Annotated in this window: 16 protein-coding genes and 1 tRNA gene; 12 read left to right on the forward strand and 5 right to left on the reverse strand. The window is 41.9% G+C overall.

The window, feature by feature from the left end; translation table 11 throughout:
• Positions 1-17: 17 nt before the first annotated feature.
• The 4 genes from CKW03_RS00255 to CKW03_RS00270 all read right to left on the reverse strand — a co-directional run bounded on the left by CKW03_RS00255 (position 18) and on the right by CKW03_RS00270 (position 5,132).
• Positions 18-668 carry a hypothetical protein gene (locus CKW03_RS00255; protein ID WP_093100038.1) on the reverse strand — a complete coding sequence of 217 codons (651 nt, stop codon included), beginning with the start codon at positions 666-668 and terminating at the stop codon, positions 18-20.
• A gap of 2 nt (positions 669-670) precedes the next feature.
• Positions 671-1,543 (reverse strand): SDR family oxidoreductase, encoded by an 873-nt coding sequence (locus CKW03_RS00260; protein WP_093100039.1) that lies wholly within the window; start codon positions 1,541-1,543, stop codon positions 671-673.
• A gap of 2 nt (positions 1,544-1,545) precedes the next feature.
• Positions 1,546-2,313 (reverse strand): enoyl-CoA hydratase/isomerase family protein, encoded by a 768-nt coding sequence (locus CKW03_RS00265; RefSeq protein ID WP_093100041.1) that lies wholly within the window; start codon positions 2,311-2,313, stop codon positions 1,546-1,548.
• Between the two features lie 149 nt (positions 2,314-2,462).
• A complete protein-coding gene (locus CKW03_RS00270; RefSeq protein WP_093100042.1) occupies positions 2,463-5,132 on the reverse strand; it encodes a TonB-dependent receptor plug domain-containing protein in 2,670 nt (889 codons plus the stop codon).
• 105 nt (positions 5,133-5,237) lie between these two features.
• Between CKW03_RS00270 and purD the strand changes: the two genes are divergently transcribed.
• The 5 genes from purD to CKW03_RS00290 all read left to right on the forward strand — a co-directional run bounded on the left by purD (position 5,238) and on the right by CKW03_RS00290 (position 9,136).
• Complete coding sequence (purD, locus tag CKW03_RS00275) at positions 5,238-6,512, forward strand: phosphoribosylamine--glycine ligase (RefSeq protein WP_093100044.1); 1,275 nt, start codon at positions 5,238-5,240, stop codon at positions 6,510-6,512.
• Between the two features lie 97 nt (positions 6,513-6,609).
• Positions 6,610-6,681, forward strand: a tRNA-Glu gene (locus CKW03_RS00280).
• A gap of 277 nt (positions 6,682-6,958) precedes the next feature.
• Positions 6,959-7,111 carry a hypothetical protein gene (locus tag CKW03_RS20175; RefSeq protein WP_157739320.1) on the forward strand — a complete coding sequence of 51 codons (153 nt, stop codon included), beginning with the start codon at positions 6,959-6,961 and terminating at the stop codon, positions 7,109-7,111.
• A 40-nt stretch (positions 7,112-7,151) separates the two neighbouring features.
• A complete protein-coding gene (locus CKW03_RS00285) occupies positions 7,152-8,546 on the forward strand; it encodes an aldehyde dehydrogenase family protein (RefSeq protein ID WP_093100046.1) in 1,395 nt (464 codons plus the stop codon).
• A gap of 134 nt (positions 8,547-8,680) precedes the next feature.
• Positions 8,681-9,136, forward strand: a complete 456-nt coding sequence (locus CKW03_RS00290; RefSeq protein WP_093100048.1) for a hypothetical protein — start codon at positions 8,681-8,683, stop codon at positions 9,134-9,136.
• Between the two features lie 49 nt (positions 9,137-9,185).
• On the opposite strand, the gene CKW03_RS00295 is transcribed toward CKW03_RS00290, so the two are convergent.
• Positions 9,186-11,783: a TonB-dependent receptor gene (locus CKW03_RS00295; protein ID WP_093100050.1), complete on the reverse strand. Its 2,598-nt coding sequence runs from the start codon at positions 11,781-11,783 to the stop codon at positions 9,186-9,188.
• A 551-nt stretch (positions 11,784-12,334) separates the two neighbouring features.
• Here CKW03_RS00295 and CKW03_RS00300 point away from each other — a divergent pair.
• The 7 genes from CKW03_RS00300 to CKW03_RS00330 all read left to right on the forward strand — a co-directional run bounded on the left by CKW03_RS00300 (position 12,335) and on the right by CKW03_RS00330 (position 23,004).
• A complete protein-coding gene (locus tag CKW03_RS00300) occupies positions 12,335-13,276 on the forward strand; it encodes a hypothetical protein (protein WP_093100052.1) in 942 nt (313 codons plus the stop codon).
• A complete protein-coding gene (locus tag CKW03_RS00305; RefSeq protein ID WP_093100054.1) occupies positions 13,197-14,354 on the forward strand; it encodes a RagB/SusD family nutrient uptake outer membrane protein in 1,158 nt (385 codons plus the stop codon). Before CKW03_RS00300 ends, CKW03_RS00305 begins: the two co-directional genes overlap by 80 nt.
• Positions 14,355-14,370: 16 nt before the next feature.
• On the forward strand, positions 14,371-15,102 hold the full coding sequence (locus CKW03_RS00310) for a DUF3823 domain-containing protein (protein WP_157739322.1): 732 nt from the start codon (positions 14,371-14,373) through the stop codon (positions 15,100-15,102).
• Between the two features lie 61 nt (positions 15,103-15,163).
• The gene (locus CKW03_RS00315) at positions 15,164-16,492 is read left to right on the forward strand and encodes a glycoside hydrolase family 99 protein (RefSeq protein WP_197700962.1); all 1,329 of its coding nucleotides are present in this window, start codon (positions 15,164-15,166) and stop codon (positions 16,490-16,492) included.
• A gap of 220 nt (positions 16,493-16,712) precedes the next feature.
• Positions 16,713-17,690 (forward strand): hypothetical protein, encoded by a 978-nt coding sequence (locus CKW03_RS00320; RefSeq protein ID WP_139185513.1) that lies wholly within the window; start codon positions 16,713-16,715, stop codon positions 17,688-17,690.
• A 475-nt stretch (positions 17,691-18,165) separates the two neighbouring features.
• On the forward strand, positions 18,166-21,327 hold the full coding sequence (locus tag CKW03_RS00325; RefSeq protein WP_093100062.1) for a SusC/RagA family TonB-linked outer membrane protein: 3,162 nt from the start codon (positions 18,166-18,168) through the stop codon (positions 21,325-21,327).
• 21 nt (positions 21,328-21,348) lie between these two features.
• The gene (locus CKW03_RS00330; RefSeq protein WP_093100064.1) at positions 21,349-23,004 is read left to right on the forward strand and encodes a RagB/SusD family nutrient uptake outer membrane protein; all 1,656 of its coding nucleotides are present in this window, start codon (positions 21,349-21,351) and stop codon (positions 23,002-23,004) included.
• The last annotated feature ends 518 nt before the right edge of the window (positions 23,005-23,522 follow it).

The raw sequence follows: 23,522 nt of genomic DNA on the forward strand, positions 1-23,522 counted from the left end.
ATTAGTGTAATTTTTTATTAGGCATCGCAGTTGCCATAAGAGCGGTCCAGTAGCGTTACATACCATGAGCCCTCAAACTGTTTAACATGGAAAATCAAAAAGTGTTCATCGGTTGGATTTAAAATAACCCGATAACTGCCACCTTCCAATTTTGAAACCCTTTCCAAGGTCTTTTCATCGTATTTGGCTTCATTGAATTCACCTTGGTACTTCATGATGGTATCCAACAAGTGCGTCACGCTGGTCGCCGTCGTATCGCTAGAGAAACCATATTTGGTCCATTTATCCGTCTCACATTTAAATTCTGGCAATGCCTCAAAGGTCAAAGTCTTATCATTCTCAAAGGTAGTATAAGGGTAAGACTCCGGAACAGGGTTTTGGATATCAAAACTGTCCACTAATTTGAAGTCATCCATCACGCCCGGGCGATAGATAATGGCAAGGCCATGCTCAGGATGGATCAAGGAATTGATCTTTTCATTGTCTTGGCTCAGGTAGGCGCGCACAAAGCGAGTGATGACCTCCGAAATCTGTTGGACTTCTTCCGGTTCGTTCAGGCTTGCTCGGGTTACCGTGTCCTGATGTGCCGTAGCTGTTTTTGATGAGTTATTACAAGAACCTAATAGCGCAATAAAGGCTATCAGTCCTAATGCGTAATTTTTAATCATGATTATTTGTTGTTTTTCCGGATAGTTTGCTCGATTGTGTCCCACATTTCTGAAGGGATGGCTTCCATGCCGTTCATCTGTCCTGCCCCTTGAAGCCATTCTCCTCCGTCTATGCTGATTATTTCCCCATTGATATAACCTGCAAAATCGGATATCAAGAAAGCTGCCAAATTTGCTAATTCCTGATGTTCTCCGACACGTTTTAATGGAACTCGGTTCTTAAAGTCAAATTTCTGGGCCAATTCTCCCGGTAAAAGACGGTCCCAAGCCCCCTTCGTAGGAAATGGTCCCGGTGCAATAGCATTATGTCGAATCCCATATTTACCCCATTCCACAGCCAAGGATTTGGTTAAAGTTACCACGCCCCCTTTTGCAACTGCCGATGGAACCACATAGCCCGATCCCGTGAAGGCATAGGTCGTTACGATATTCAGAACGTTGGCAGCTTGTTTCCTTTCGATCCAATGCTTGCCAAACTCCAAAGTACAGTTCACAGTACCCTTAAGTACGATATCAATAATGGTTGAAAAAGCATTTGCAGACAAACGTTCCGTAGGCGAGATAAAGTTCCCGGCAGCATTGTTTACCAATACATCAACTTGCCCGAATATTTCGATGGCTTTCTCGCGCACCAGCTTGATCTCCTCCGTATTCCTGATGTCACAGGCAACCGGCAATACGGGGTTTCCAGTTTTGCCCTGGATTTCTTTGGCAGTTTCTTCCAGTACGTCCAGTTTTCGGCTCGTGATGACCACATTGGCCCCTAGTTCCGAAAAATAGATGGACATCGCCTTGCCCAATCCCGTTCCTCCACCGGTTACTACCACTGTTTTACCTTTCAAGGCATCCTGCTGTAAAGCTCCTTGTACTGCCATATTTATGATTTTTTAGTGAGATTATCGATTATTGCTTTCAAGATTGCCCTTGTGGATGGTGCCCACCAGCGCTCTAGGACCTGCTCAATAGCAGCACCCTTTGTTTCTTGCACTTGCTCCAATAGACGCTTGCGAATATTCAATTTCGAAGCTTTCCAAGCGTTGGGTTCAAACTGTAAATACTGTTTTGCCTTTCTGGCTGCGGTCGTCTGGATACGGTCAAAATTAACGACCTCATCCACTAAGCCTACGTTCAATGCCTCTTGCGGAGTCAATAGCTTTCCTTCCAATAAGAATCGCGCCGCATTACCTGAACCGATCCAAAAGGCATATAGTTCAAAAATACTGCTAGGGACGATGATTCCCACTGGAACCTCATTCAACCCAATGATATATTCACCAGCTGCCATCACACGGTAATCGGAGCAAAGCGCCAATACACAACCGCCTGCAGGACTATGCCCAGTAACCGCCGTAATAAAGGGCTTAGGAAAAGAGACCAATTCTTCGATCAGGTCAATAAACTTCTCCCAGAATGCCTTCATCTGCGCCTCATCGTATTGAAAGAGCGTGATCAGGTCCAAGCCAGAAGTAAAGAAACCTTCCTTACCTTGAAGGACAACAGCAAAAACGGATGGATCTTCCTTTAGGGATTTGAAAGTAGTCGTGATTTCCTCGATCATCTCCAGATGCATGGCATTGGATTTTCCTCGATCTAATTGAATGTAACAGATGTTCTCTGATACTTGAGTATTTAAGAATGTACCCATATGAATTCCATTTGTTAAGTATGGAAATTTACGGAAAAAATAGTCGTTATGATAAAAAATTAGCGCTTATATATGGCAATGTGGATATATTTTGATTTATCGAATAAGATTACCAAAAGAATAGGCCCAAACGAATGGGCCTATCTCTATTATTTGACTTCAAACTCTATTATCCTTCTCAATATCCTGCCATTGAAGTCCAAGCCTTCAATAATCATTCTATAGGTTCCCGCCTCATCCGACGTGTAAAAATCAAAATTAGCGATGCCCTTCTCGTTCGATACGATTCCCGGTTCCCAATGGATCGTCGTCCTTAGATCCGTTTGGAATTGGTTTTCAGAATTCGTTTCATAAACCGGTTTATAGAATTCCTTGGTCAAAGAAATTCCCTTTGGCGAAATCGATAAAATTCCGGTCGGTTGATAGGCAGAACTGCGTGCATCCCTACCCGTTTTAGAAGTAATGATGATCAGGCCGTTGGCACCATAAGAACCATAAATGGAAGTATAGTTAATATTCCTTAACACCTCCACACTTTGTATGTCTATAGGGTTGATCGTGGCAATCATATCGCCTTCCACATACATCCCGTCTATTACCACCTGCATTGCTCCATTGCTACGCGTGTTATAAGGGATCCCACCACGGAATATCACCCCCGTCAATCGACCGTTTAAACACATCTCCAAGTTCGGACAGGTGCTCAGGTCTTCCGCGGTCAGGGTCTGGTCTGCATTTCCAGGACCATTCAGGTTAGACGAATTAGCGGCTGCTTTTGGACGCTGTGCCCGAACGGTAACTTCTTCAATCTGGAATACCTTCTCCATGATCCCCTTTTTCTCCAATTGCTCATAAAACTTCTTGCTGGCCAGCAACTGCTCTTCATTCAGTTTGTTGATGTCATTCAAGATCAAAGGATTGTTCTTTTCGAAGTTTATCGCAGGTTCCTTGAATGGATCTGCAATGATGTCTACAAAGTTCTTACCCTTCTCGTTCCTTGCCGACAATAAGAACTTGACACTGTCCGGAAACAAGAGATCCTTAAAAACAAAGTCCCCTTCAGCGTTCGCCAAGGTATCTAGGTAATCCATGAAATTATTCGTGGATATCAGCTGTATCTTCGCATTAGGGACCGGCGCCTTTCTGCCGACCTTGCGGATGCTCCCCTTTATGGTAATCCCCTTTTCTTCGTCAAACTCGGCCTTCGATGCGCTGAGGGAGTCCAACTTGTTGATGGAAATCTTTCTCCAACCCTGCGTTAGCAGCAAGTTGTCCAGATCAACTGCCTTCACCGTACCATCTGGGTTAAAATAGAAACTTGGCTTTTCAATAAAACCTTTGATATCTGCATTCAAGAAGAGAGAACTCATGATACTCACCGAATTAGGCACATCATCTTTATAGTTCTTCAGGTTAACCACCGATGCCGATAGGGCCGAGAACCGAATGCTATCATCCGAATTCCCGATCGTAATTTCCGTGTTTACCTTGTCCCGCAGGCCATAACTGCTCTTGTTTAATTTCACCTCAGCAGGCAAAATTGACTTTTTATTATAGTTGAATATGGCCCTTTCAGAAAGCGGAAGGAAATCCTTGTTCAATAGGCTTACGGTCAATACCCCCATAGGAAGGTCTTTACGCGGCACATTGAACAGCACATTAGCTTGCGCTGCCTTGTTCTTGGCCATATAATAGATTTTCCCTAAATGTTGGACAATGACGTATAGGTCCTCATTATTTATTTTTCCCTCTGCAATATTGACCTGCACAAATACCTTGTCAGCATTACTGTTGTTGACTGCCAAGGCGATTTTATTGCCCGATACAGCCTCTATATTAATGGTCTTCTGACTGCCATCCTCAAATTGTGTATGAATTTGGTAGCTCTCGCCCTCTGCAAAATAACATGGCGAAGAACCCATTCCCAGCTCGTTGGTACTCAGCACTGCTGCGGTGTCCTGCTTAGAATCGATGATTGTTATATCCGCCTTTATTCCCAATCCCTGCGGATTCAATGTCTTAATGGCGATTCTGTTAAGCTCGTTGCTGACGATCTGCCCGCCTTCAATAAAGTATTGCACCGCATTTTCAGAATCAAAGACATTCGTATTGATCAATTTCTTGACAATGGAGCCATCTAAGTTCTTGAAACGAATGGAAAGCGGTTTGCCCCGATTTTTATCGGTCACCTTGATCTTTATGCTCCCATCTGGCTGCATAGACTCCCGGCCTCGATCCACGACCTTATCCCCATCCATTATCGTATATCCCACAGAAGTCTTCTCCCAAGGCTTATTTTCGGGGTTCTCGAAATTCAACAGGTAGAACTCGTTTTCCGCCTCCTTTATCAGTTTACTGCTGCTTATGATATTGTCCGAGCGTACATTCCCTATGTTCAGTACCTTCTCAAAATAATAGTCAGAGCTGCTATTCCGCATCCAATTGCTATAGGCACGCATTCTATAGGAGCCTTCCACCAAGGTGTCCGCCAAAAGCATGTCGCCTACAGATACTCCCGTGAACAGGGAGTTTATCTTTTGTGACACAATATCCCCAGTGGGACTGATCAGTTCCACATAAGCAATATTGGAAAGAATGGAGAGTTGATTTTCCAGACCAATCGTCGAGTAGATCTTGTACCAGACGGTTTCTCCGGCACCATAGTTATTGCGGTCTGTTTGGATATGGATCTTCTCCTGAGGGAATTTTCCGGCATACAAATCCATTTTTGCTTGAAAGGAATCCGCGGTTTGTGCATGTATTGGTTTGAAAAAGCTGACAAAACACAGGAAAGCCAACAAGGCGGTGAGTTTCTTCATAATTAGAGTGGCTAAATCATCATAATATTACGAAAATTTGCAAAGAATCTTGCTAAATATTTTTTTTGGGATCGGATTTCTCATCTGCTTCAATATCTTTGCGGTATGAATATTCTGATCATCGGCTCTGGAGGTAGAGAGTCTGCCTTTGCCTATAAAATCTCGCAAAGCCCTAAACTAAGCAAATTATTTATCGCTCCTGGAAATGCAGGAACTGGACAATACGGTGAAAATGTACCCTTAAAAGTGACCGACTTTGAAGGAATCGCTGATTTTGCTTTGAAAAACCAAGTGGAAATGATCGTGGTAGGTCCAGAAGAACCATTGGTGAAAGGTATTCATGACTTCTTCCTATCTAGGGAAGATTTAAAAGGCATCGCCATTGTTGGTCCACAACAAGAAGGTGCCCAATTGGAAGGATCTAAGGATTTCTCCAAGGAATTTATGATCCGTCACAATATCCCAACAGCAGCTTTCAAATCCTTCAATAAGGAAAACCTAGAAGAAGGCTTGGCCTATTTAGATACCCAAAAACTTCCGATCGTTTTAAAAGCAGATGGTTTGGCGCAAGGAAAAGGCGTGTTGATCATCGATAATTACGATGAAGCAAAAGCGGAACTTAAGGCCATGATCAATGATTCTAAATTCGGAGCTGCAAGTGATGTGGTTGTCGTAGAAGAATTCCTGAAAGGGATCGAGCTTTCTGTTTTCGTATTGACCGACGGAAATGACTATAAAGTATTGCCATCCGCAAAAGACTACAAACGTATCGGCGAAGGGGACACAGGATTAAATACAGGTGGTATGGGCTCGGTTTCACCAGTTCCTTTTGCAGATCAGGCATTTTTGGACAAGGTAGAAAGCCGCATCATCAAACCTACAGTAGATGGCTTGAAAAACGATAATATCCCTTACAAGGGCTTTATCTTTATCGGTCTGATGAATGTAGACGGTGAACCCTTTGTAATTGAATACAACGTGCGTATGGGCGATCCTGAAACAGAATCTGTATTGGTTCGTATCGAATCTGACCTAGTTGACCTTTTGGAAGGCGTGGCTAAGGAAGACCTAGCAAGCCGTTCTTATACCGTGACCAATAAAACCGCAGCAACCGTAATGATTGTTTCCGGTGGTTATCCAGGCAATTACGATACAGGTAAGGTGATCACAAACATCGAAAACGTAAAAGAATCTATCGTATTCCATGCAGGCACAAAACTAGATGGACAGAATGTATTGACTGCCGGCGGAAGGGTTCTAGCAGTAACTGCGCTAGAAGACGACCTGTTCTCCGCTTTGCAACAGGCAACCGCTGACGCTGGACGCATCTTTTTCCAAGGAAAGTACTTCAGAACCGACATTGGATTCGATCTTATATAAAAATATCGGTTTAAAAGCCAATGAGTTATATTTTTGCCAGTGAAAATATTTTGGAACAATAGATAAAGCTTCTATATTTGCATCACCAGAGCAAAAAGGCCCGTTCGTCTAGGGGTTAGGACGCAAGATTTTCATTCTTGAAACAGGGGTTCGATTCCCCTACGGGCTACAGAAAAAAGCGACTTGAAAAAGTCGCTTTTTTTGGTTTAAGGTATTCTGTACCTATCTATTATTTTTTTTCATTAAAAACTCCTTTTCTATTTTTTAAGTTTCTTTTGAGCCTAAGCGAATCGTTGAATTCTGTGAATGGGAAGTATAAAACAATAGGTATTAATGTCGTGAGTAATTTTGTTTGAATAGGTTGTTTTGATATCAAAACCAGTATTGCTCCAATAATAAATGCTGGTATGCCAAAAACTAAAAGTTAGTATCTTAAAACACAACCAATGAAGCTAAATGCTATTAAAACAAGTCCAATGTCCATCTTGTATTATAGGATGAACAGTACAGAACCGGGGACGGCTATGCCTGAACTTGCTCGATCGATGATCCATACCGAAGGGGTGGAATTGATAAAGGATTGGATAAAGCATTTGTAATCAAGAACTATTAGAAAAAACAGCATAAAGAATTAGAATAATGAATGATTCAATTCTACAATTGTTTGATGTTCAGCAAGGACATCAACAGGAGCTTCGTATGAGTTCTACGGGCGTGCGTATCGGTAAGTTACGGCGATTGAAGGCCAATATCTTAAAGTTTGAGAGCCGCATATTCGAAGCTCTGGAGGCAGATCTTCGAAAGAATGCCTATGAATCTGCTTTAACGGAAGTGTATTTTATCTATAGTGAAATTGATTATGCGATCAAGTACCTTCCTTCGTGGATGCGGAAGAAAAGCAAGCCCTATACATTCACTAGTTTTTTGTCGAAAAATTGGATCCAATACGAGTCTTTGGGCACTTCTTTGATTATTTCCCCTTGGAATTATCCCTTTCAACTGAGCATGAGTCCGTTGGTTTCTGCGATTGCAGCAGGATGTTCGGTGATACTGAAGCCTTCGGAGTATAGCCCAAAAACGTCTCAAGTAATAAAAGACTTAATAGAGGAGACTTTTTCGGAGAAGGAAGTGAAATGCCTATTGGGAGAAAAGGAACTGGCTACGGAATTACTAAAGCTTCCATTCAACAAGATATTTTTTACGGGGAATCCCGAGGTTGGTAAAATTGTCATGAAGGCAGGGGCGGAGCATCTTTCGAGCGTTACGCTGGAATTAGGTGGTAAGTCGCCGGTCATAATTGCGGAGGATTATGATCTAAAGGCAGCCGCCCTTAAAATTGCATGTGGTAAGTTGATCAATGCCGGGCAGACCTGCATTGCCCCCGACTACCTCTTTATTCCGCAGGGGGCTATAGAAAGTTTTAACATTGCTTTCCAAGATGCTTGTCGGGAATTGTTCTATCAAGATGGCGAACTCGATTACAATCGCTATGCGAAAATCATCAATAGCCGGCATCAGCAGCGAATTGAGGGGCTTTTGGATGATGCTTTGCAGCGGAACGCCAAAATTCTATGGCAGGCTAGTGGGGGAGATCAGCAGTCGATATCACCTGTATTGATTACAGATGTTGACCAAGGGAGCAAGATTATGGAGGAGGAGATATTTGGACCTTTGTTACCTGTCATTCCCTATACAGATCTACAGGACGTGGTGGAACACATCAATGCTAAGCCGAAACCCTTGGCAATGTACATATTCTCGGATAGCGGTTCTTTTAGTAATGAACTGCTGAAGCGTTGCAGTTCTGGGTCTGTCTGTATCAATGACGTACTGATCCAGGTCTCCAATCCTAACCTTCCATTTGGTGGTGTAAACCACAGTGGGATAGGGAGCTGTCATGGATTTTACGGATTCAAGGCCTTTTCCCATGAAAGAGCTATAATGAAACAAACTAAGTTTTCATTTTCAAAAATGATCTATCCACCCTATCGGGGTAAAGAATCCATTTTCAAACTATTGAAAAAATGGATGTAAAAGGGTTTGATCGTTAGTTAGTAGGTTTAATTGATTGAAGGGAGTCTCCAACTTTTTGGAGGCTTCTTTTTTTATTTTAAAACCTTGGAATAGTTTGTGTTGTTCTATGCTGTGAGTCAATAATACGATATCCAATGAAATCAATATTATATATTATCCCAGTAGCTATATTTTTAAGCGCTTGCAATAGCCCTAAGCAAGAAAATAATTCCGCAAATGTGCCGGTAGATAGCGTCCAATCTGTCCCTGAAACCTCGGATAGCACGCATCTCAATCTGCAGGAGAAGGCCATAGAACTTAAATCAAGCTGGGATTCCATTCGCTTACATAAAATATCGAAAGTGTCGGATACCATTAGTTTTGATAGTAAGGATTTCAAGCAGATCAATGCAGAATTGCACAGTGACAAACCGGGCAATATCCGTTTTAATATGATAATCCTGCCTGACAACAATAGCGATGGTCCGTTTGGAAGGGACATACAATATACCTTGGATAAAAAAGGAGACTATAAATTGATCGTTGGAGAGAGCCTGATGCAAGGCGATCCTTTTGACGGTAACTACACTATTCGCTTCAAAGGGCAATAAAAAAAGAACCTAGCCTTTTGGGGAAGGCTAGGTCCCAACGATAACCTATTTATTTAGAGAAACTTTTCAAATTGTACCTTATGGTGAGCCCATAAGTTCTAGGATCGGCTATGATGCCGGCATATTGCCCATAACTTCCGGGAGCAGCCAGTAACTGTTCGTAATAATTCTTATCTGTTAGATTGCGGCTCCAGACCGACAAAGAGATCCCATTATCTGCTTTGAATCCCAATCTGGCATTTAGGAGGGCATAACCGTCAATGTTCAGGTATTGGGATGGCGATGGACTTGATGAAAATTCCGACCTATAAAACAGATCTGAACCTAAGATGAAGGAGCCTTCTAGCCCAATCAAATTGCCTTTTTGCGTCAGTTCGGCACCCAATGATGCCGACCATTTGGAGATTCCCGGCAATCTTCCTCCTGAGATATCTTTAAAGGCTTCGGGACCTCCTACCTCCTCTAAAGGCACAGGCGCATTGCTGAATTTTACATATTTCCCATCAGTATATGCGGCTGCGGCATTAATTCGTAGGACATGTCCTACGCGCACTGTCCCGTCCAGTTCTATCCCTTTCACACTGACCTTTTCAGCATTCGCAAGATAACCACGATTTACACCTGGTTCGGGTGTCTGTACCAATGTTTGATAATCCTTGATATCGGTTTGGTAGAGGGTTAGATTAAGGATGGAATTTCGGCTAGGACTAGATTTCAAGCCTATTTCTTTATGGTTTACGGCTTCCGGTTTTACCCTTGCCAGGTCCAGTAGGACCTCGCCATTGGCTGTCGGCAAGCCGCCTACATTTATCCCCACTGGCTTGTAGCTTATGGCAGATGTTGCGAAGGCATTCAGATTCCTGTTCCACTTGTACTGTAAGGAAAGCTGTCCAGATAGATTGCCAGCGGAGGCATCAGTAACAAAGGATTGATTGGTATATACAGTTTTTTTGAGAGCCAATAAGGCGGGATCTTCCGTTTGTAAGCCGCCATAAGTCTGTCGATCGTAGTTGGCCTCTTTCTTATCGTAGTTATAGCGAAGGCCCGGAAGGATATGGAGCTTATCCGTTATTGCCCAGTCTAATTGCGTATAAGCCGCCAGACTGGTAGTTTTGATGCCATATTTGGTCTTGATTCCAAAGTTGTCGAATAATCCCGGTGTACTCCATAAATCACTGTTACTGTTCTGCGCAAATCGCCAAAGTGCTGATCCAGCTTCTTCGGTATGGACTGGGTCTGTCCTTAAATCTTGGTACAACCCAAATAGTCCCGCCACCAAATCGATGTTTTCACTTATTTTACCCGAATAACGGAACTCTTGGGAGTATTGGTCATGTGCCGAATTACCCGCGGAAATAGTAAATACCGGAAGGCCAAGGTAATCACGGTCGTTCAGTGGCACCCACTTCCAATAACGCCAAGCAGTGGTCGAAGTCAGGGTTCCATTTCCAATTTTGAAGTCTGCATTCAGGGAAATTCCTCCGAGTTCATTATCCGCCTTAGACTGCGTGTTTAGATCAACCTTCCTTTCAAAGGCATTTTGATAAGGCTGTTCATAGCCCAAATCTTTGATAATGGCATTGAATTGGCGATAATCAGCACGTTGTGTTTCCACTACTCCCGCTATTCCCCATCCGTACCCATCAGGTTTTTGGATACTTTTATCAGCAGCAAGGCTGATGTTGATCTTCTCATTGGGCTTATAGAGCAATTGCGCTCTTAGTCCCAGATTATTCATGTTATTGATCGCTCGATTGCTATTCACATTAAAGAGGGTCCCATTGCGCTGGGTTCCAGAGAAAGATATCCTGGCAGCCAATTTATTAGTGATTGGCCCTGTCAAAGATGCTTTGCCTTGCAGGAAACCATAGTTTCCATAGCTTAGTTCAAAGTTCGCCGAAGGCGTAAATTCAGCTGGTCTTGATGTTACGTTAAAGGCTCCCGAGGTGCTGTTCATCCCGAATAATGTTCCTTGCGGACCACGAAGAACTTCGATCTGTTCGATATCAATAAAGTCCAGCCAAGTAGCCGCGGGTCTCGCTAGATAAACACCATCTAAATAAAAGCCCACTCCTGGATCAATTCCGTCATTGGTCAAGCCATAAGTAGAACCCAGACCTCGGATATTGAGGGTAGTATTTCGGGCGTTGGACGCATAAAGCTGAACGCTTGGTGCCAATTCCTTGATCCGGTTCACATTGAATGCGGAGGCATCATCAATGGTTGCAGCGTTTATCGTAGTTATCGGGATCGGGATATCCTGGATCTGTTCCTTCCTTCTCCTAGACGTCACCACGATCTGGTCCAGCTTCTCTAAGCTGGGTTTTAATAGGATGGTTGCAGGAGATTGATTCACTGATATTCGTTTCTTTTGATAGCCTATTCTCGATATGATAAGCTTAAAGGGAAGTTTTTGCCCGGTAATAAAATGGAATTCTCCATTTTCATCAGTCTTGACTTGGTGAGTAACCCCGTCTAATTGAAGGGTGACGTCGGGTATTGGTTCGCCACTAATGGAATCCAATACGGTTCCTCTCAGGGTAGCGTTGATGATCGCTTGTGGTATTTCTTGTGCTATGGAGCGGTTAGTGCTTACAAAAAAGGCAATAGCAAGGCTTAGAAAGCTAAAAGTTTTCTTTAAAATCATGAAGTAAGTATTAGGGTTGATAATTACTCCCGGTTTACAGGAGTTTTAAAAGAATGGATAAGCGGAAATGTTTTTCAATCCCCGCTTTATCCTATTGGGGGAAGATAATGCCGTAGCACATTCGCTTTGTTTCTAAACTAAGCTTTTGCTGCCTATTGCAGATTATGGTTTTTGTTGGGTTTTTGAGGGTTGATTTTATTCTATCCATTGTGACTGTAGCTTGTTTTATGAAACAAATGTAAAGAGTATATTTAAATAAAGTCTACTAATTTTGTAGACTTTATTTGTCATAATTATTAACCATCTGAATATTAGTGAAATAAATTTTAAATAAACTGTAAAACAGTTGTTCTTTTCAGAGAAATAGGCTTCCATTTACACACATTTGAGTCAGGAAGCGATGGGTTAATCCCATGATTTTTAAACATTGAAAATGGAATTCTTCCAGGAAATTAAAAATTTTGCTTAAAAACTCTTTTGCTATTCAGCGAATATGAAGTAAATTACATTTTGCTAAATCATTTTTCTGTACTAGCTAGCCAATTCTAATAGTGAGACGTTTATTTTTTAAGATACTTGTTACCATATATGTTTTTGCCCTCATTCTATTCTGCCAAGAGTCTTATGGACAGTATGGATTAGAATTTTCCAGCCATGAAAAGGAACTGGATAAGAGAACGAGCCTATTGATCGGTACCGAAAAATCGATAGATCTTGCGAAGCAAACCGAATTGACCTTTGACCTTCAGTTTAAACCCTATCAACAAGATTACTTTGGTTATATCTTCCGCCTCATATTGGATGAGAAATTAAATATTGACCTGATCTATGACCGCAGGCAAGATAATGGGAGGCATTTCAAGCTGGTCGTTGGAGATAAGTTCACTGATATCAATTTTGATATCCCAAAAAGCGATCTGTTTTATCAATGGAACAAGATCAAGATCGTACTGGATAAGGAGCAGGGCAAACTAACGCTATCAACTGCAAAAAACAGCTTCACCCATCAAATGGACCTAAAGGACCGTTCTGCCTTTAAACTCCTTTTTGGATTCAATGACTATAAATTCTTCCAGAGTTCAGACCTCCCGCCCATGCGGATCAAAGATGTTCAAATAACTTGCAATAAAAAGCTTTGTCATCATTGGAAGCTGGATGAAATAACCGGTAATACGGCAAAAGATGATCAAGGATCGGAGGAAGCCTTTTCCAAAAATCCTTCTTGGATAAAAAGGCAACGGCAAGAATGGAGACTGGAGAATGAATTCTATGTTTCCGGACAGGCTAGCGTAGCCTTTGACCATAAGAACGAAAGTGTCTACATCGTATCAGAAGACTCCCTCGTCCGAACCAATCTGGGGGCTACGGTCAGTACCTCATGGCCTTACCTGAATCCTCCCCTTTACATGGTCAATGGCAGTCAATCCTTATTTGACCCAAGCTCAGGAAAAGTCCTCAATATTTCCATCGACCAAAAGGTGGTCTGCTTTTGATACGCTGACCAGAACTTGGACGCAATCCTTCCAGCATCCTGCGCATGGAACGCATTATCTGTCCTTCAACAAATTCTATTCAGCAAAGGATTCCAGTATTTACATGCTGGCTGGATACGGCCATTTCAGGTACAAAAGCTCCATCCATAAATACCACATCCCTAGCAATACTTGGGATAGCCTTTCATTTGGCGGAGATCCTCTATTTCCCCATTATTTAGGGGCTATGGGGGTGGATAGAGATAGCGTCTACCTTTTGGGCGGCTATGGAAGTACGACTGGGGACCAGATGTTGAATCCAAAGATCTCCAACGATTTTGTCCTGATGAACGTAGAGTCTAAAACTTTCAAGACCCTTGGGGAAATCAAATTTCCTTTTCCAGAAGCCGTTTGGGCTAATTCCTTGGTCATCGACGAAGCCTCCAATACCATGTATGGCCTGATGTTCCCAAGAAATAAATTCAAATCTTTCTTACAGCTAGTTTCCATGTCCAAGGATGGGAAAAACTTCCAGGAACTGGGTAGCACCATCCCCTTTGATTTCCATGATATCAAGTCATTTGCGGATTTCTTTTACTCCAAAGCCTCCAATCGCTTTGTAGCTGTCACCCTGTTCTATGATAGCGCATTGAGTCAGAGCAGAGTTCGGATTTACAGCCTTTTGGCACCCGCTCTCCCGAATCAAATCTTAGAGGGAAGTGCCCAATCGAAATCTAATAACTGGATCTTGATTAGCGGATTAGTAACGTTGGCGGGTTTAGGGCTGCTACAGTTTATCCGCGAGGAAAGAGAAAGAGAGCTATGCTTTGAAAACCATCACTGGTGGGATATCAAAAGATGGAGGATCGCCGATGTCGAACTGAACAACTTTGTTCCTAATTCCCTGATGCCATACTTGGTCTTGGATGAGTTGAAATACAAACCAAATGGTGAACGCATCAACTCCTACATCTTTATCAAGGAAAGGGAACCTTGGAACAAGACCTTCAATTTTGAGAAGAAATGGTATTACGAGCCTCTTCCGGGTGGAGAGCTGAACAAGAATCCAAATTTATATCCTCAGAACCCTATTTATTAACCTAATGAGAATGACAATGAAAAAGATATTCTTACTATTCACGGTGCTCCCTGTCCTTTGGCTGAGTTCCTGTGCAGATATCGATAATTTTGAAGCGCCCAATGCCACCATTTCGGGTAAGGTTTTGGATAAAACGACCGGTGAACCCTTTTTGACTGGGCCTGGGGAATTTGCCATCCGCCTTTTGGAAACCAGTTATGGTGAGAATCCGGCACCTCAGGACCTTGCTGTAAAGCAAGATGGATCCTTTATCAACAATAAACTGTTTTCTGCTACCTATTCCATGCAACCTTATGCAGGGGCATTTTGGCCAGCAGATATTGTTACAGATTTCAAATTAAGCGGATCGGGGACCCAAGATTTCCAAGTGACCCCTTACCTTAAGATAAAAAATGCAAAATGGGTGCTGAAGGAAGGGAATAAAATTGATGTTTCCTGTACCTTGGAAGCACCTATTCCCCAAGGTTTGCCACAAGTGATTGAGGTCCGCCCATTCTTGAGCTTGACCCCATATTGCGGTGCCGGTAACCGTATTGAAGCCTATTACAAAGATGAATTTAGGATCTTGATCAATAAAAACTGGGATGAAATTGGTAATATGGCTACTGGTATTGGTAAAGAAACCTATGCCATCAATGATATACCTTTGAAATCCGGTTACACCTATTACTTCCGTATGGGAGCAAAGGTTCGCGATACTTTTGAGAAATTCAACTATTCTGATGTAGTGGTGATCAAGGTTCCTTAGAACCCGATGAGATATAAAACTATTTGCTAATCAATAAAAGATACATGCTATGACATTTAATATGAAAACATTTAACCTGTTCCTGCTCGCCCTAGTAATCGGGATGCTGAGCGCCTGTTCAAAGACAACGACCAATCAGGAGAAAGAAGAGCCAGAGGCATCTAATCCCGTTGACTCTACAGATGGCTACGACACTTCGGGTCTATTGTACCCAAAGTATGAAGGATTGGTGATGGCTGGCTACCAAGGCTGGTTCAATGCCGAAGGCGATGGAGCCAATAGAGGTTGGTACCATTACCAAGGCGACAACAATGTGTTTGAACCCGGAGTGACCAAGGTAGATTTTTGGCCAGACATGACCGAATATACCAAGAAGTACAAGTCTCCTTTCAAGTTTGCCGATGGTTCTGATGCCTACCTTTTCAGTTCCAATGACGAAGAAACCATTGATCTCCATTTCAAGTGGATGAAAGATTATGGGATTGATGGGGTGCACATGCAGCGCTTCTTGGGCGAGGTGAAACCGAGTAATCCTTCTGGAAAAGCTCATTTCAACAAGGTCTTGACCAGCGCCTTGAAAGCGGCTAAGAAGTACGACCGTGCGATCAGCATCATGTACGATTTGAGCGGATCAGGTCCTGAAGACTTTGCCGCATTGGAACAAGACTGGAAAGAACTGGTTGAGACCCACAAGCTTTATGATAAGGAGGCTAATCCAACTTACCTGTGGCATAATGGAAAACCCCTGATGACCCTTTGGGGCGTCGGCTTTAGTGATGATCGTCGATATACGGTCCAAGATGTAGATAAGCTTGTAGATAAACTGAAAGCTGGAGAGAAGAAAGTTTCCATCATGTTGGGGATCCCATATTACTGGCGTACGCTGGACCGAGACACCGAAGCCGACCCTGCATTGCATGCATTGATCAAAAAGGCAGATATCATTATGCCATGGGCGGTAGGTCGTTACAAAATGGAAGATTTCAACCCTAATATAGTGCGCGAAGATATGCAGTGGGCTGCGCAAAACAAGGTTGATTATGTGCCATTGGTTTTCCCGGGCTTTAGTTGGGGGAACCTGCAGAAAAATCCAGAGCTCTATTATCAAATCCCAAGACTGAAAGGCGATTTCATCTGGAAGCAGATGTCCAATGCGATTTCAGCAGGAGCCATGTCCCTGTATGTGGCCATGTTTGATGAAATCGACGAAGGTACAGCCATTTTTAAATCGGCAAGAGAACAGGATACGCCATTGAATGGAGATAAATACAGGTTTGTCGGGATTGAAAACGACCTGCCTACCGATCATTATCTTTGGTTAACCGGAGAGTCTGCAAAATGGATAAAAGGAGGAACGGGATACACTGCGGAAAGACCGGTAAGACCTTAATATTTTATCAGAGAATAGCTGGTTTGTTAGTTATTATATAGATGGTTGGAAAGCGAGCTTCATGCTCGCTTTTCTCTTTTTTGCCTGTTTAATATATCGAAAAAGCCTAAGCAAATTATATAAATGTGTCAGATATTGAGCCCTTTACATGCTTAATAAAATCATAGAAAGGCCTAATTTCATTCTTGTAACCAATCATGGGTACACTAATCGCACTGATATGAAAGCTTTAAAAGTTACACGGCCCAAATTTTGGGCTCTCCTGATTTTGCCAATGCTGCTTCAACTGATGTCTTGCTCCAAAGACTCGAATGCAAACCCTGAAAATCAAGTCCAACCAGACTTAAAATTAGGTTTTGATACGAGTTTCGCCACCTTCGGCGAATATGTAAAGACGGAGGATAAGGTATACGTCGATAAAAACCTGAGGCAGGTTGAAAAGAGCAAGGCGGTCTACTATTTAAAAAGGGATTTATTAGGCCGGGATATCGTCCCTAATGATGATGAGACCGGAAATTACTGGGAAGATCGCAAGTATTTCAAAGGTACGCCAGTCCTGCTTTTCTTTTATGAATATTACCGAATCGATAATAATCAATTGCATTTTGCCGTAAATGTTTCCGAACTTGAAAACACCAATACCTATATGTTCCATGGAAAGGCATTATGGGCATCCAATGATAAACCTCTAGCTCAAGGAGCGTACTCAATAGGTGAGCTGGACGGGGACTTTACGGTGTACAACCCCAATGGTTCTGTTAAAGACCAATTTGGCTTCGATCGCGGCCGCAAATATTCCAATATGCAAAAACCCGAAGATGTATATAAACCATTAGTAGGTAAGTGGGAGGCCATTGCGGCTCAGGATGGGAATTTCAAAATGATCAGCCAAGTCTATGAGCTGAATTCAAATGGTTCTATTAATTTTTATCCGGTTACCTATCTTGGATCAGGCGGAACAACCCCTTCATGGAGACCTGTTGACGGCGAAACCATCAAGACCTTAGGCTCGTGGAAATACACAGGGCAGGGTTCAAATTCAGGTAACATGGAATTGTTCTTTAAGGGAAATTCCATTATGAAAGGCACGCTGACCATTGTCTCTGGAACTCAGTTTAAATTGAAGCCGACCTGGGTCGATGATAACTTTAAGAACGAGAATTCCTTGAAGGAATTAACCTTCAAAAAGAAGCAATAAAAACGCAAGATTTCCCTGTGTTTTTAGACTAAAAAATAGGGGTTTCATTCGAGGCATATTCGAGACTTATTCGGGAATCCTTCGGGGATGGTTCAAGTTCTTTTTTGGACCATTCTGGTGTTTTCGGAATATGTCTCGAATGAGGTCTCTATGAGGTCCAAAATAGGGAGCTGATTTACCTGAAAAATTAGCGGATTTCCTTTTTATCTCCTTTCTGTTTTAGCAAATTCATAATTCATCCTTCCGAAAATACAGTTTTAACCGCATTGGACAAGCTTTTTGCTGGCTTATAGGTAGTTATGAGGCTGGTGGTTGTGAGTTGAAATGTTATTTAGTTTTAAATTAAATGATTTTCGTTAATAAAACAACCGATTGCGCAAAATACGCAAACGTTTGAGTTAGCTTAATATTTTAGCAACATTAATTTAATAATTATTTTAAACCAATCTAAACTTTATAATAATAACTGTTAATAATGAAAAAAAGGTTTACTAAGCAATCATTAGTAAACAAATCTTACTACTTAGCTTCAGCTCTTATACTCGGAATTACCATGCCGAATTATGGATTTGCCACAACGCCTAAGTTTGACGTAAGCCCTTTGTTTGCTCAAAATCAAGAAACTGTAAGAGGAACGGTTTCAGATGAAAACGGACCACTCGCTGGAGCGACTGTAAGTCTGAAGAACAATTCCCGAGTTGCGACTTCAACGGATGAAAATGGACAGTTTTCGATCCAAGTACCTTTAGGAGAAACTTTAGTCTTTTCAGCTATTGGCTATGCTACCCAAGAAAAAGTGGTGGATTCCAATAGCATCAATGTTCAATTAAGCTCATCCAACCAAGATATTGACGAGGTTGTCGTAGTTGCTTTTGGTACCCAGAAGAAAGTGAACTTAACAGGTTCGGTGGCTTCGGTTACGCCAAAGCAATTGGCAGAGCGACCAGTGACTTCATTACAAAATGCTTTACAAGGGGTCTCTCCAGGAATTACGGTAATCAGTAGACCAATGGCACCTAAAAAAGGAAATAATGCGACCTTAACTGTCCGCGGACGTTCCAACCTAGGCACACCAGGACCGATGTATATCATCGATGGGATTCCTGCTACAGGAGCAGAATTTGCAGCAATCAGCCCAGCGGATATCAGCAGCATGTCGGTATTGAAAGATGCAGCTTCGGCCTCCCTTTACGGTTCTAGAGCGGCTAACGGGGTCATATTGGTCAATACAAAACGTGGTGGCGGCGACCGTGCCATCATCGGTTTCTCCGCAAACCAAGGTTGGCAAAGCACAACCTTCCTGCCGAACTTTGCGAACTCATTGGAATATATCGAATTGTATAACCGCGCCATGAAAAATGCCGGTAAACAAACCATCTTTACCGATGATATCATCGAAAAGTACAGATCTGGTTCTGATAAGGACATGTACCCGAATACCAATTGGTTTGATGAAATCATCGATCAATCTGCTCCACAGAGGGATGTGAACTTAAATATTAATGCACCAGGGAAATTGGCTAATTACTATTTAGGTTTAAATTATTTCGATCAAAACTCCATCGTGCCCGGTATGAAACAGGACCGTATCAATATCAAGTTGAATACACAGAGTGATGTGATCGAAAACTTGTTGAAAGTTGGGACGAACATTTCCTTCTTAAAACAAGATTACGACCGTCAAGGTGGTGAAATCAGTTGGGTTGAGATGGGTAGAGCATTGCCTATGACAGTTATGCAGCAGTCGAATGGCGAATACGGTACCATTTCCAATGGAGTAACCAATGCGACGATTGCAAAGAACAACCAATTGAGAAATATCCGTGAAGCTGGACAGGGAAGAAACAGAGATAATTACTTGCAATTGGCAGGTAATGCCTCTTTGACTCCTTTTGAAGGTTTCTCATTGGACGGATTGGTTTCCTTGAAATATACCAATACCAATAGTTGGGATTTCATCAATCGATTAAATCCATTGACGGATTTCTTGACGCAAAAGCCTTTACCATCAACGGCAGTTCCGATCAATGAATTGAAGGAATACTGGGGTAAACGTGAGGAGTTATTGCTTCAGGCATTGGCTAATTACGAAAGACGTTTTGATGATCACTATGGTAAGATTACTGCCGGTGTGACGCAAGAGTCTAATGTTTACAGAGAGGCTTTCTTAGGTCGTAAAAACTTTGTAAACAATGATCTAGAAACCATTATCAATGGTTCTTCTGCACAAACAGATGTAAGTAGCGATGGAACTGGACTAGCGAATAGAACGATTCAGGATGAATGGTCAATCCGTTCTTTCTTTGGTCGTTTCAACTATAACTATCAAGAGAAATACCTTTTCGAAGCGAACGCTCGTATAGATTATTCTTCTCGCTTTGCACCTGAGGTTCGCAGAGCATTCTTCCCATCCCTATCAGCAGGATGGAGTATTGATAAGGAGCAGTTTATGCAAAACGTGAACTGGATTGATGCCTTGAAATTAAGAGGTTCATGGGGTTCATTGGGTAACCAAGATGCGGTTGCAATCGGCAACTACTTCAATTTGATCAGTATCAGCTCGCTATATAGTTTTGAAGGTGTTCCAGTTGATGGTGCCTTACAAACTGCTGCAGTAAACAGAGGGGCGCTATGGGAAAAAGTGTACCAATCAAACGTAGGTTTGGATGCGACTTTATTCAATGGTAAAGTGAACTTAACTGCTGAGTATTACATCAAGAATACAAAAGGAATCTTGTTGCAGCCTACTTTCTTGGCTACTTCAGGATGGGGAACAGCAGCTTACTTTAACCAAGGTGAAACCAAGAACAAAGGTATCGAGGTGATTGCTACTTACAATGGACAAGTTGGTGAAGAATTTAAATATTCAATCTCCGGAAATATCTCGAAGATCAATAATGAGATCATCAACCTAGGTACAGGTAGAGATGAGATCGTGAGTGGTTATTACATTAACCGTGTTGGTGGATCAGTTGGTGATTACTACGGATATAAATCAGATGGTCTATTCACTTCCCAAGAGGAAATCGACAACCACCCTAGCCAAAAAAGTATCGCTGGTAACTCCAAGATCGGAGATATCAAATATGTAGACGTGAATGGTGATGGCGTTTTGGATCCAAAAGACAGAACGATCCTAGGTAATGATGTGCCTTGGTTCAACTATGGTTTTGCGGTAAACGCATCTTACAAAGGTTTTGACCTGAACGTTCTTACTTATGGTGTTGGAGGCGTGAAAACATACTTTGAGCAAGAGGCTGCACATCCTTTCTTTAACGGTGGTAACATCAAAAAAGAATGGTTACAAGGTTGGACAGAGGAGAACAATTCGGCAAATGCGCCATTCCCTCGCATTACCTTAACTGGTGATGCTCAACAAAACTACATTACTTCTGATTTCTGGTTATTCAGTGGAAATTATTTCAGGATCCGTGCCATTACATTAGGCTATACTTTCGACAAGAAATTGATTGAAAAGGCAAAAATGTCTAACCTAAGGTTGTTTGCGTCCTCAAATAATCCATTTACGTTCATGGCAGATAAGAGATTATCCGATTATGATCCAGAAACAGGTTCAGGAAGAGCAAGCTTCTTAGGCGTGAAAACTTTCTCTATCGGTTTGAATGCTAATTTTTAACCAGCAACAATTATTAGAACAATGAAAAGATTTATATATATCGGTCTATTTGCAGCCCTTACACTAACATCCTGTAAGGATGAATTCTTGGATAGGATTCCAATGAATTCCGTTTCGGAGGAGACCTTTTGGAAAACTGAAAATGATGTTTACCTAGCGGTAAATGGAATATATGCAACATTGCCAGGTGATGGCATCATTTACGAAGATGGAGCATCCGACATCGCACATGCCCAATACCCATGGGAGAGCACGGCAACTTCGGTATCTTCAGGAATCGTAAGTACGGCCTTGAATGCCGGATGGAATTATGAGATCGTTCGTAAGAGCAATTATTTCCTAGAGAATGTGGACAAGGCGACCATGGACGAAGCTTTAAAGAATCGTTATAAAGCAGAAGTTCGCTTTTTGCGTGCTTATCGCTATTTCAACATGGCTAGTAAGTTTGGTGGAGTGCCTTTGATCACTAAGGTTTTGGGATTTACAGAAGAGGAATTGAACGTACCTAGAGCTTCCAAAGATGAGGTGATTTCTTTTGTGCTGAAGGAATTGGATGAGGTTGCCAATATTCTTCCAAATTCTTATGCTGGCGGAAAGAACAATGAAAAAGGCAGAATCACTAAAGGTGCAGTCTTGGCTTTGAAATCAAGGATTCTTTTGAATGAAGCTAAGTATGCAGAAGCGGCTGCAGCTGCTCAGGAAGTAATGGGTCTGGGTTATCAATTGTTCAAGACTTCCCAAGAGTCTGAGATTGATCAAAAAGACGATTACAGTAAGTTGGTCGATTTCGCTAATGCTGATGAACAAAAGAAATTTAGATTGGCACTTCGTAGTTATGAGGGGATTTTCCATCAGGCAAACGAAGGGAATTCAGAAGTTATCCTGGAAAGACAGTATATCCAACAAGCACAGCCTAACTACTTAAATACCTATTTGTTAGAAGGTGGTGTTGGAGGATGGAGTTCACTTACTCCGACTCAAGAATTGGTGAATAGCTACCAAAACTTCAAGACGGGTGAAGCCGTTGCAGTACCGAGCAATCAAGAGCGTGCGCAACGTTATGCTGATAAAGACAAGACTGCTTTTCTTCAGGAATACAAAAATAGAGATCCACGTTTCTATGCTTCCATTCTTTTTGAAACAGCGCCTTGGAATGCTTTGACCATCGATGGTGGATACAAGTTCTCTTGGGTAGATGGAGCGAGCAATATGTCTAAGACAGGATATAACTTCAGGAAAATGGTCGATACGAAGGCGAATAGAGATAACCTAGACAACCATAGCAATGTGATCCTGATTCGTTACGCTGAAGTGCTCTTGAACTATGCAGAGGCTAAGAATGAAGCAACTGGGCCAGATGCAACCGTTTATGCGGCTATTGATCAGATCCGTGAGCGTGCTGGAATGCCTAAGCTTGACCGTACGAAGTATGGAAGCAAGGAAGCCCTTAGAAATGCAATCCGTCAGGAAAGAAAGGTTGAGTTGGCATTGGAAGGAGTTCGTTATTTGGATATCCGCCGTTGGAAAACTGCACCTGATGTGATGAAGAATATCTATAACCTGAAAAATTCATTGGCGCAAGAACGTATTTGGGACAATAAATTGTATTTGATGCCTGTACCTCAGTCTCAGATGGACTTGTCTTACGGCGTACTTGTTCAAAACCCAGGTTACTAAGAACAGTCAATAATAGTTAATAATAAATAATGCAAAGAGGTGTCCAAAAGGGCACCTCTTTTTTTGTTGATAAACGGTAAAAATATATCCAATAGCTATAAAAATATCCATAATATATAACCTATAATTTTAGGTTGATATATGGATAAATATAGCCAAGCTAAGACTAGTGCTCTTTCAATTTTTTATTTGCCGATTAACAAGAAATAATTCGATACAAGTTTGAACAAATAAAATTTGTTCAGGCTAATTCTTGCTTTGGATTATTGTCTCAAATAAAAAAAGGAAAATAATTTTGAGCCAATATATGTTTAAACGTATATGTTCCAAAATGATGTCTAGCTATACTTATAATGCGGTTTTTTGCATTTTTCTGAAAAGAAAATTTTGCTCAGATCCTGTTGTTGCCATTTTCGTTTAACATCTTTTGGTAAGATTCTTGTGACAAGAAATGCTGGTAAAATTTTACGACTTAATAATTTTGAGCCTATAATTTTATTGAACTTACAATAAAGGGC

This window comes from Sphingobacterium mizutaii (genome assembly GCF_900187125.1).
Taxonomy (GTDB): domain Bacteria; phylum Bacteroidota; class Bacteroidia; order Sphingobacteriales; family Sphingobacteriaceae; genus Sphingobacterium; species Sphingobacterium mizutaii.

Coding starts and splice junctions, on each gene's coding strand:
- CKW03_RS00290 (WP_093100048.1), top strand. CDS start 8,681: ATGAAATCAATATTATATATTATCCCAGTAGCTATATTTTTAAGCGCT.
- CKW03_RS00270 (WP_093100042.1), bottom strand. CDS start 5,132: ATGAAGAAACTCACCGCCTTGTTGGCTTTCCTGTGTTTTGTCAGCTTT.
- CKW03_RS00320 (WP_139185513.1), top strand. CDS start 16,713: ATGAAAGCTTTAAAAGTTACACGGCCCAAATTTTGGGCTCTCCTGATT.
- CKW03_RS20175 (WP_157739320.1), top strand. CDS start 6,959: ATGAAGCTAAATGCTATTAAAACAAGTCCAATGTCCATCTTGTATTAT.
- CKW03_RS00315 (WP_197700962.1), top strand. CDS start 15,164: ATGAAAACATTTAACCTGTTCCTGCTCGCCCTAGTAATCGGGATGCTG.
- CKW03_RS00260 (WP_093100039.1), bottom strand. CDS start 1,543: ATGGCAGTACAAGGAGCTTTACAGCAGGATGCCTTGAAAGGTAAAACA.
- purD (WP_093100044.1), top strand. CDS start 5,238: ATGAATATTCTGATCATCGGCTCTGGAGGTAGAGAGTCTGCCTTTGCC.
- CKW03_RS00330 (WP_093100064.1), top strand. CDS start 21,349: ATGAAAAGATTTATATATATCGGTCTATTTGCAGCCCTTACACTAACA.
- CKW03_RS00325 (WP_093100062.1), top strand. CDS start 18,166: ATGAAAAAAAGGTTTACTAAGCAATCATTAGTAAACAAATCTTACTAC.
- CKW03_RS00285 (WP_093100046.1), top strand. CDS start 7,152: ATGAATGATTCAATTCTACAATTGTTTGATGTTCAGCAAGGACATCAA.
- CKW03_RS00265 (WP_093100041.1), bottom strand. CDS start 2,313: ATGGGTACATTCTTAAATACTCAAGTATCAGAGAACATCTGTTACATT.
- CKW03_RS00310 (WP_157739322.1), top strand. CDS start 14,371: ATGAAAAAGATATTCTTACTATTCACGGTGCTCCCTGTCCTTTGGCTG.
- CKW03_RS00255 (WP_093100038.1), bottom strand. CDS start 668: ATGATTAAAAATTACGCATTAGGACTGATAGCCTTTATTGCGCTATTA.
- CKW03_RS00305 (WP_093100054.1), top strand. CDS start 13,197: ATGGCAGTCAATCCTTATTTGACCCAAGCTCAGGAAAAGTCCTCAATA.
- CKW03_RS00295 (WP_093100050.1), bottom strand. CDS start 11,783: ATGATTTTAAAGAAAACTTTTAGCTTTCTAAGCCTTGCTATTGCCTTT.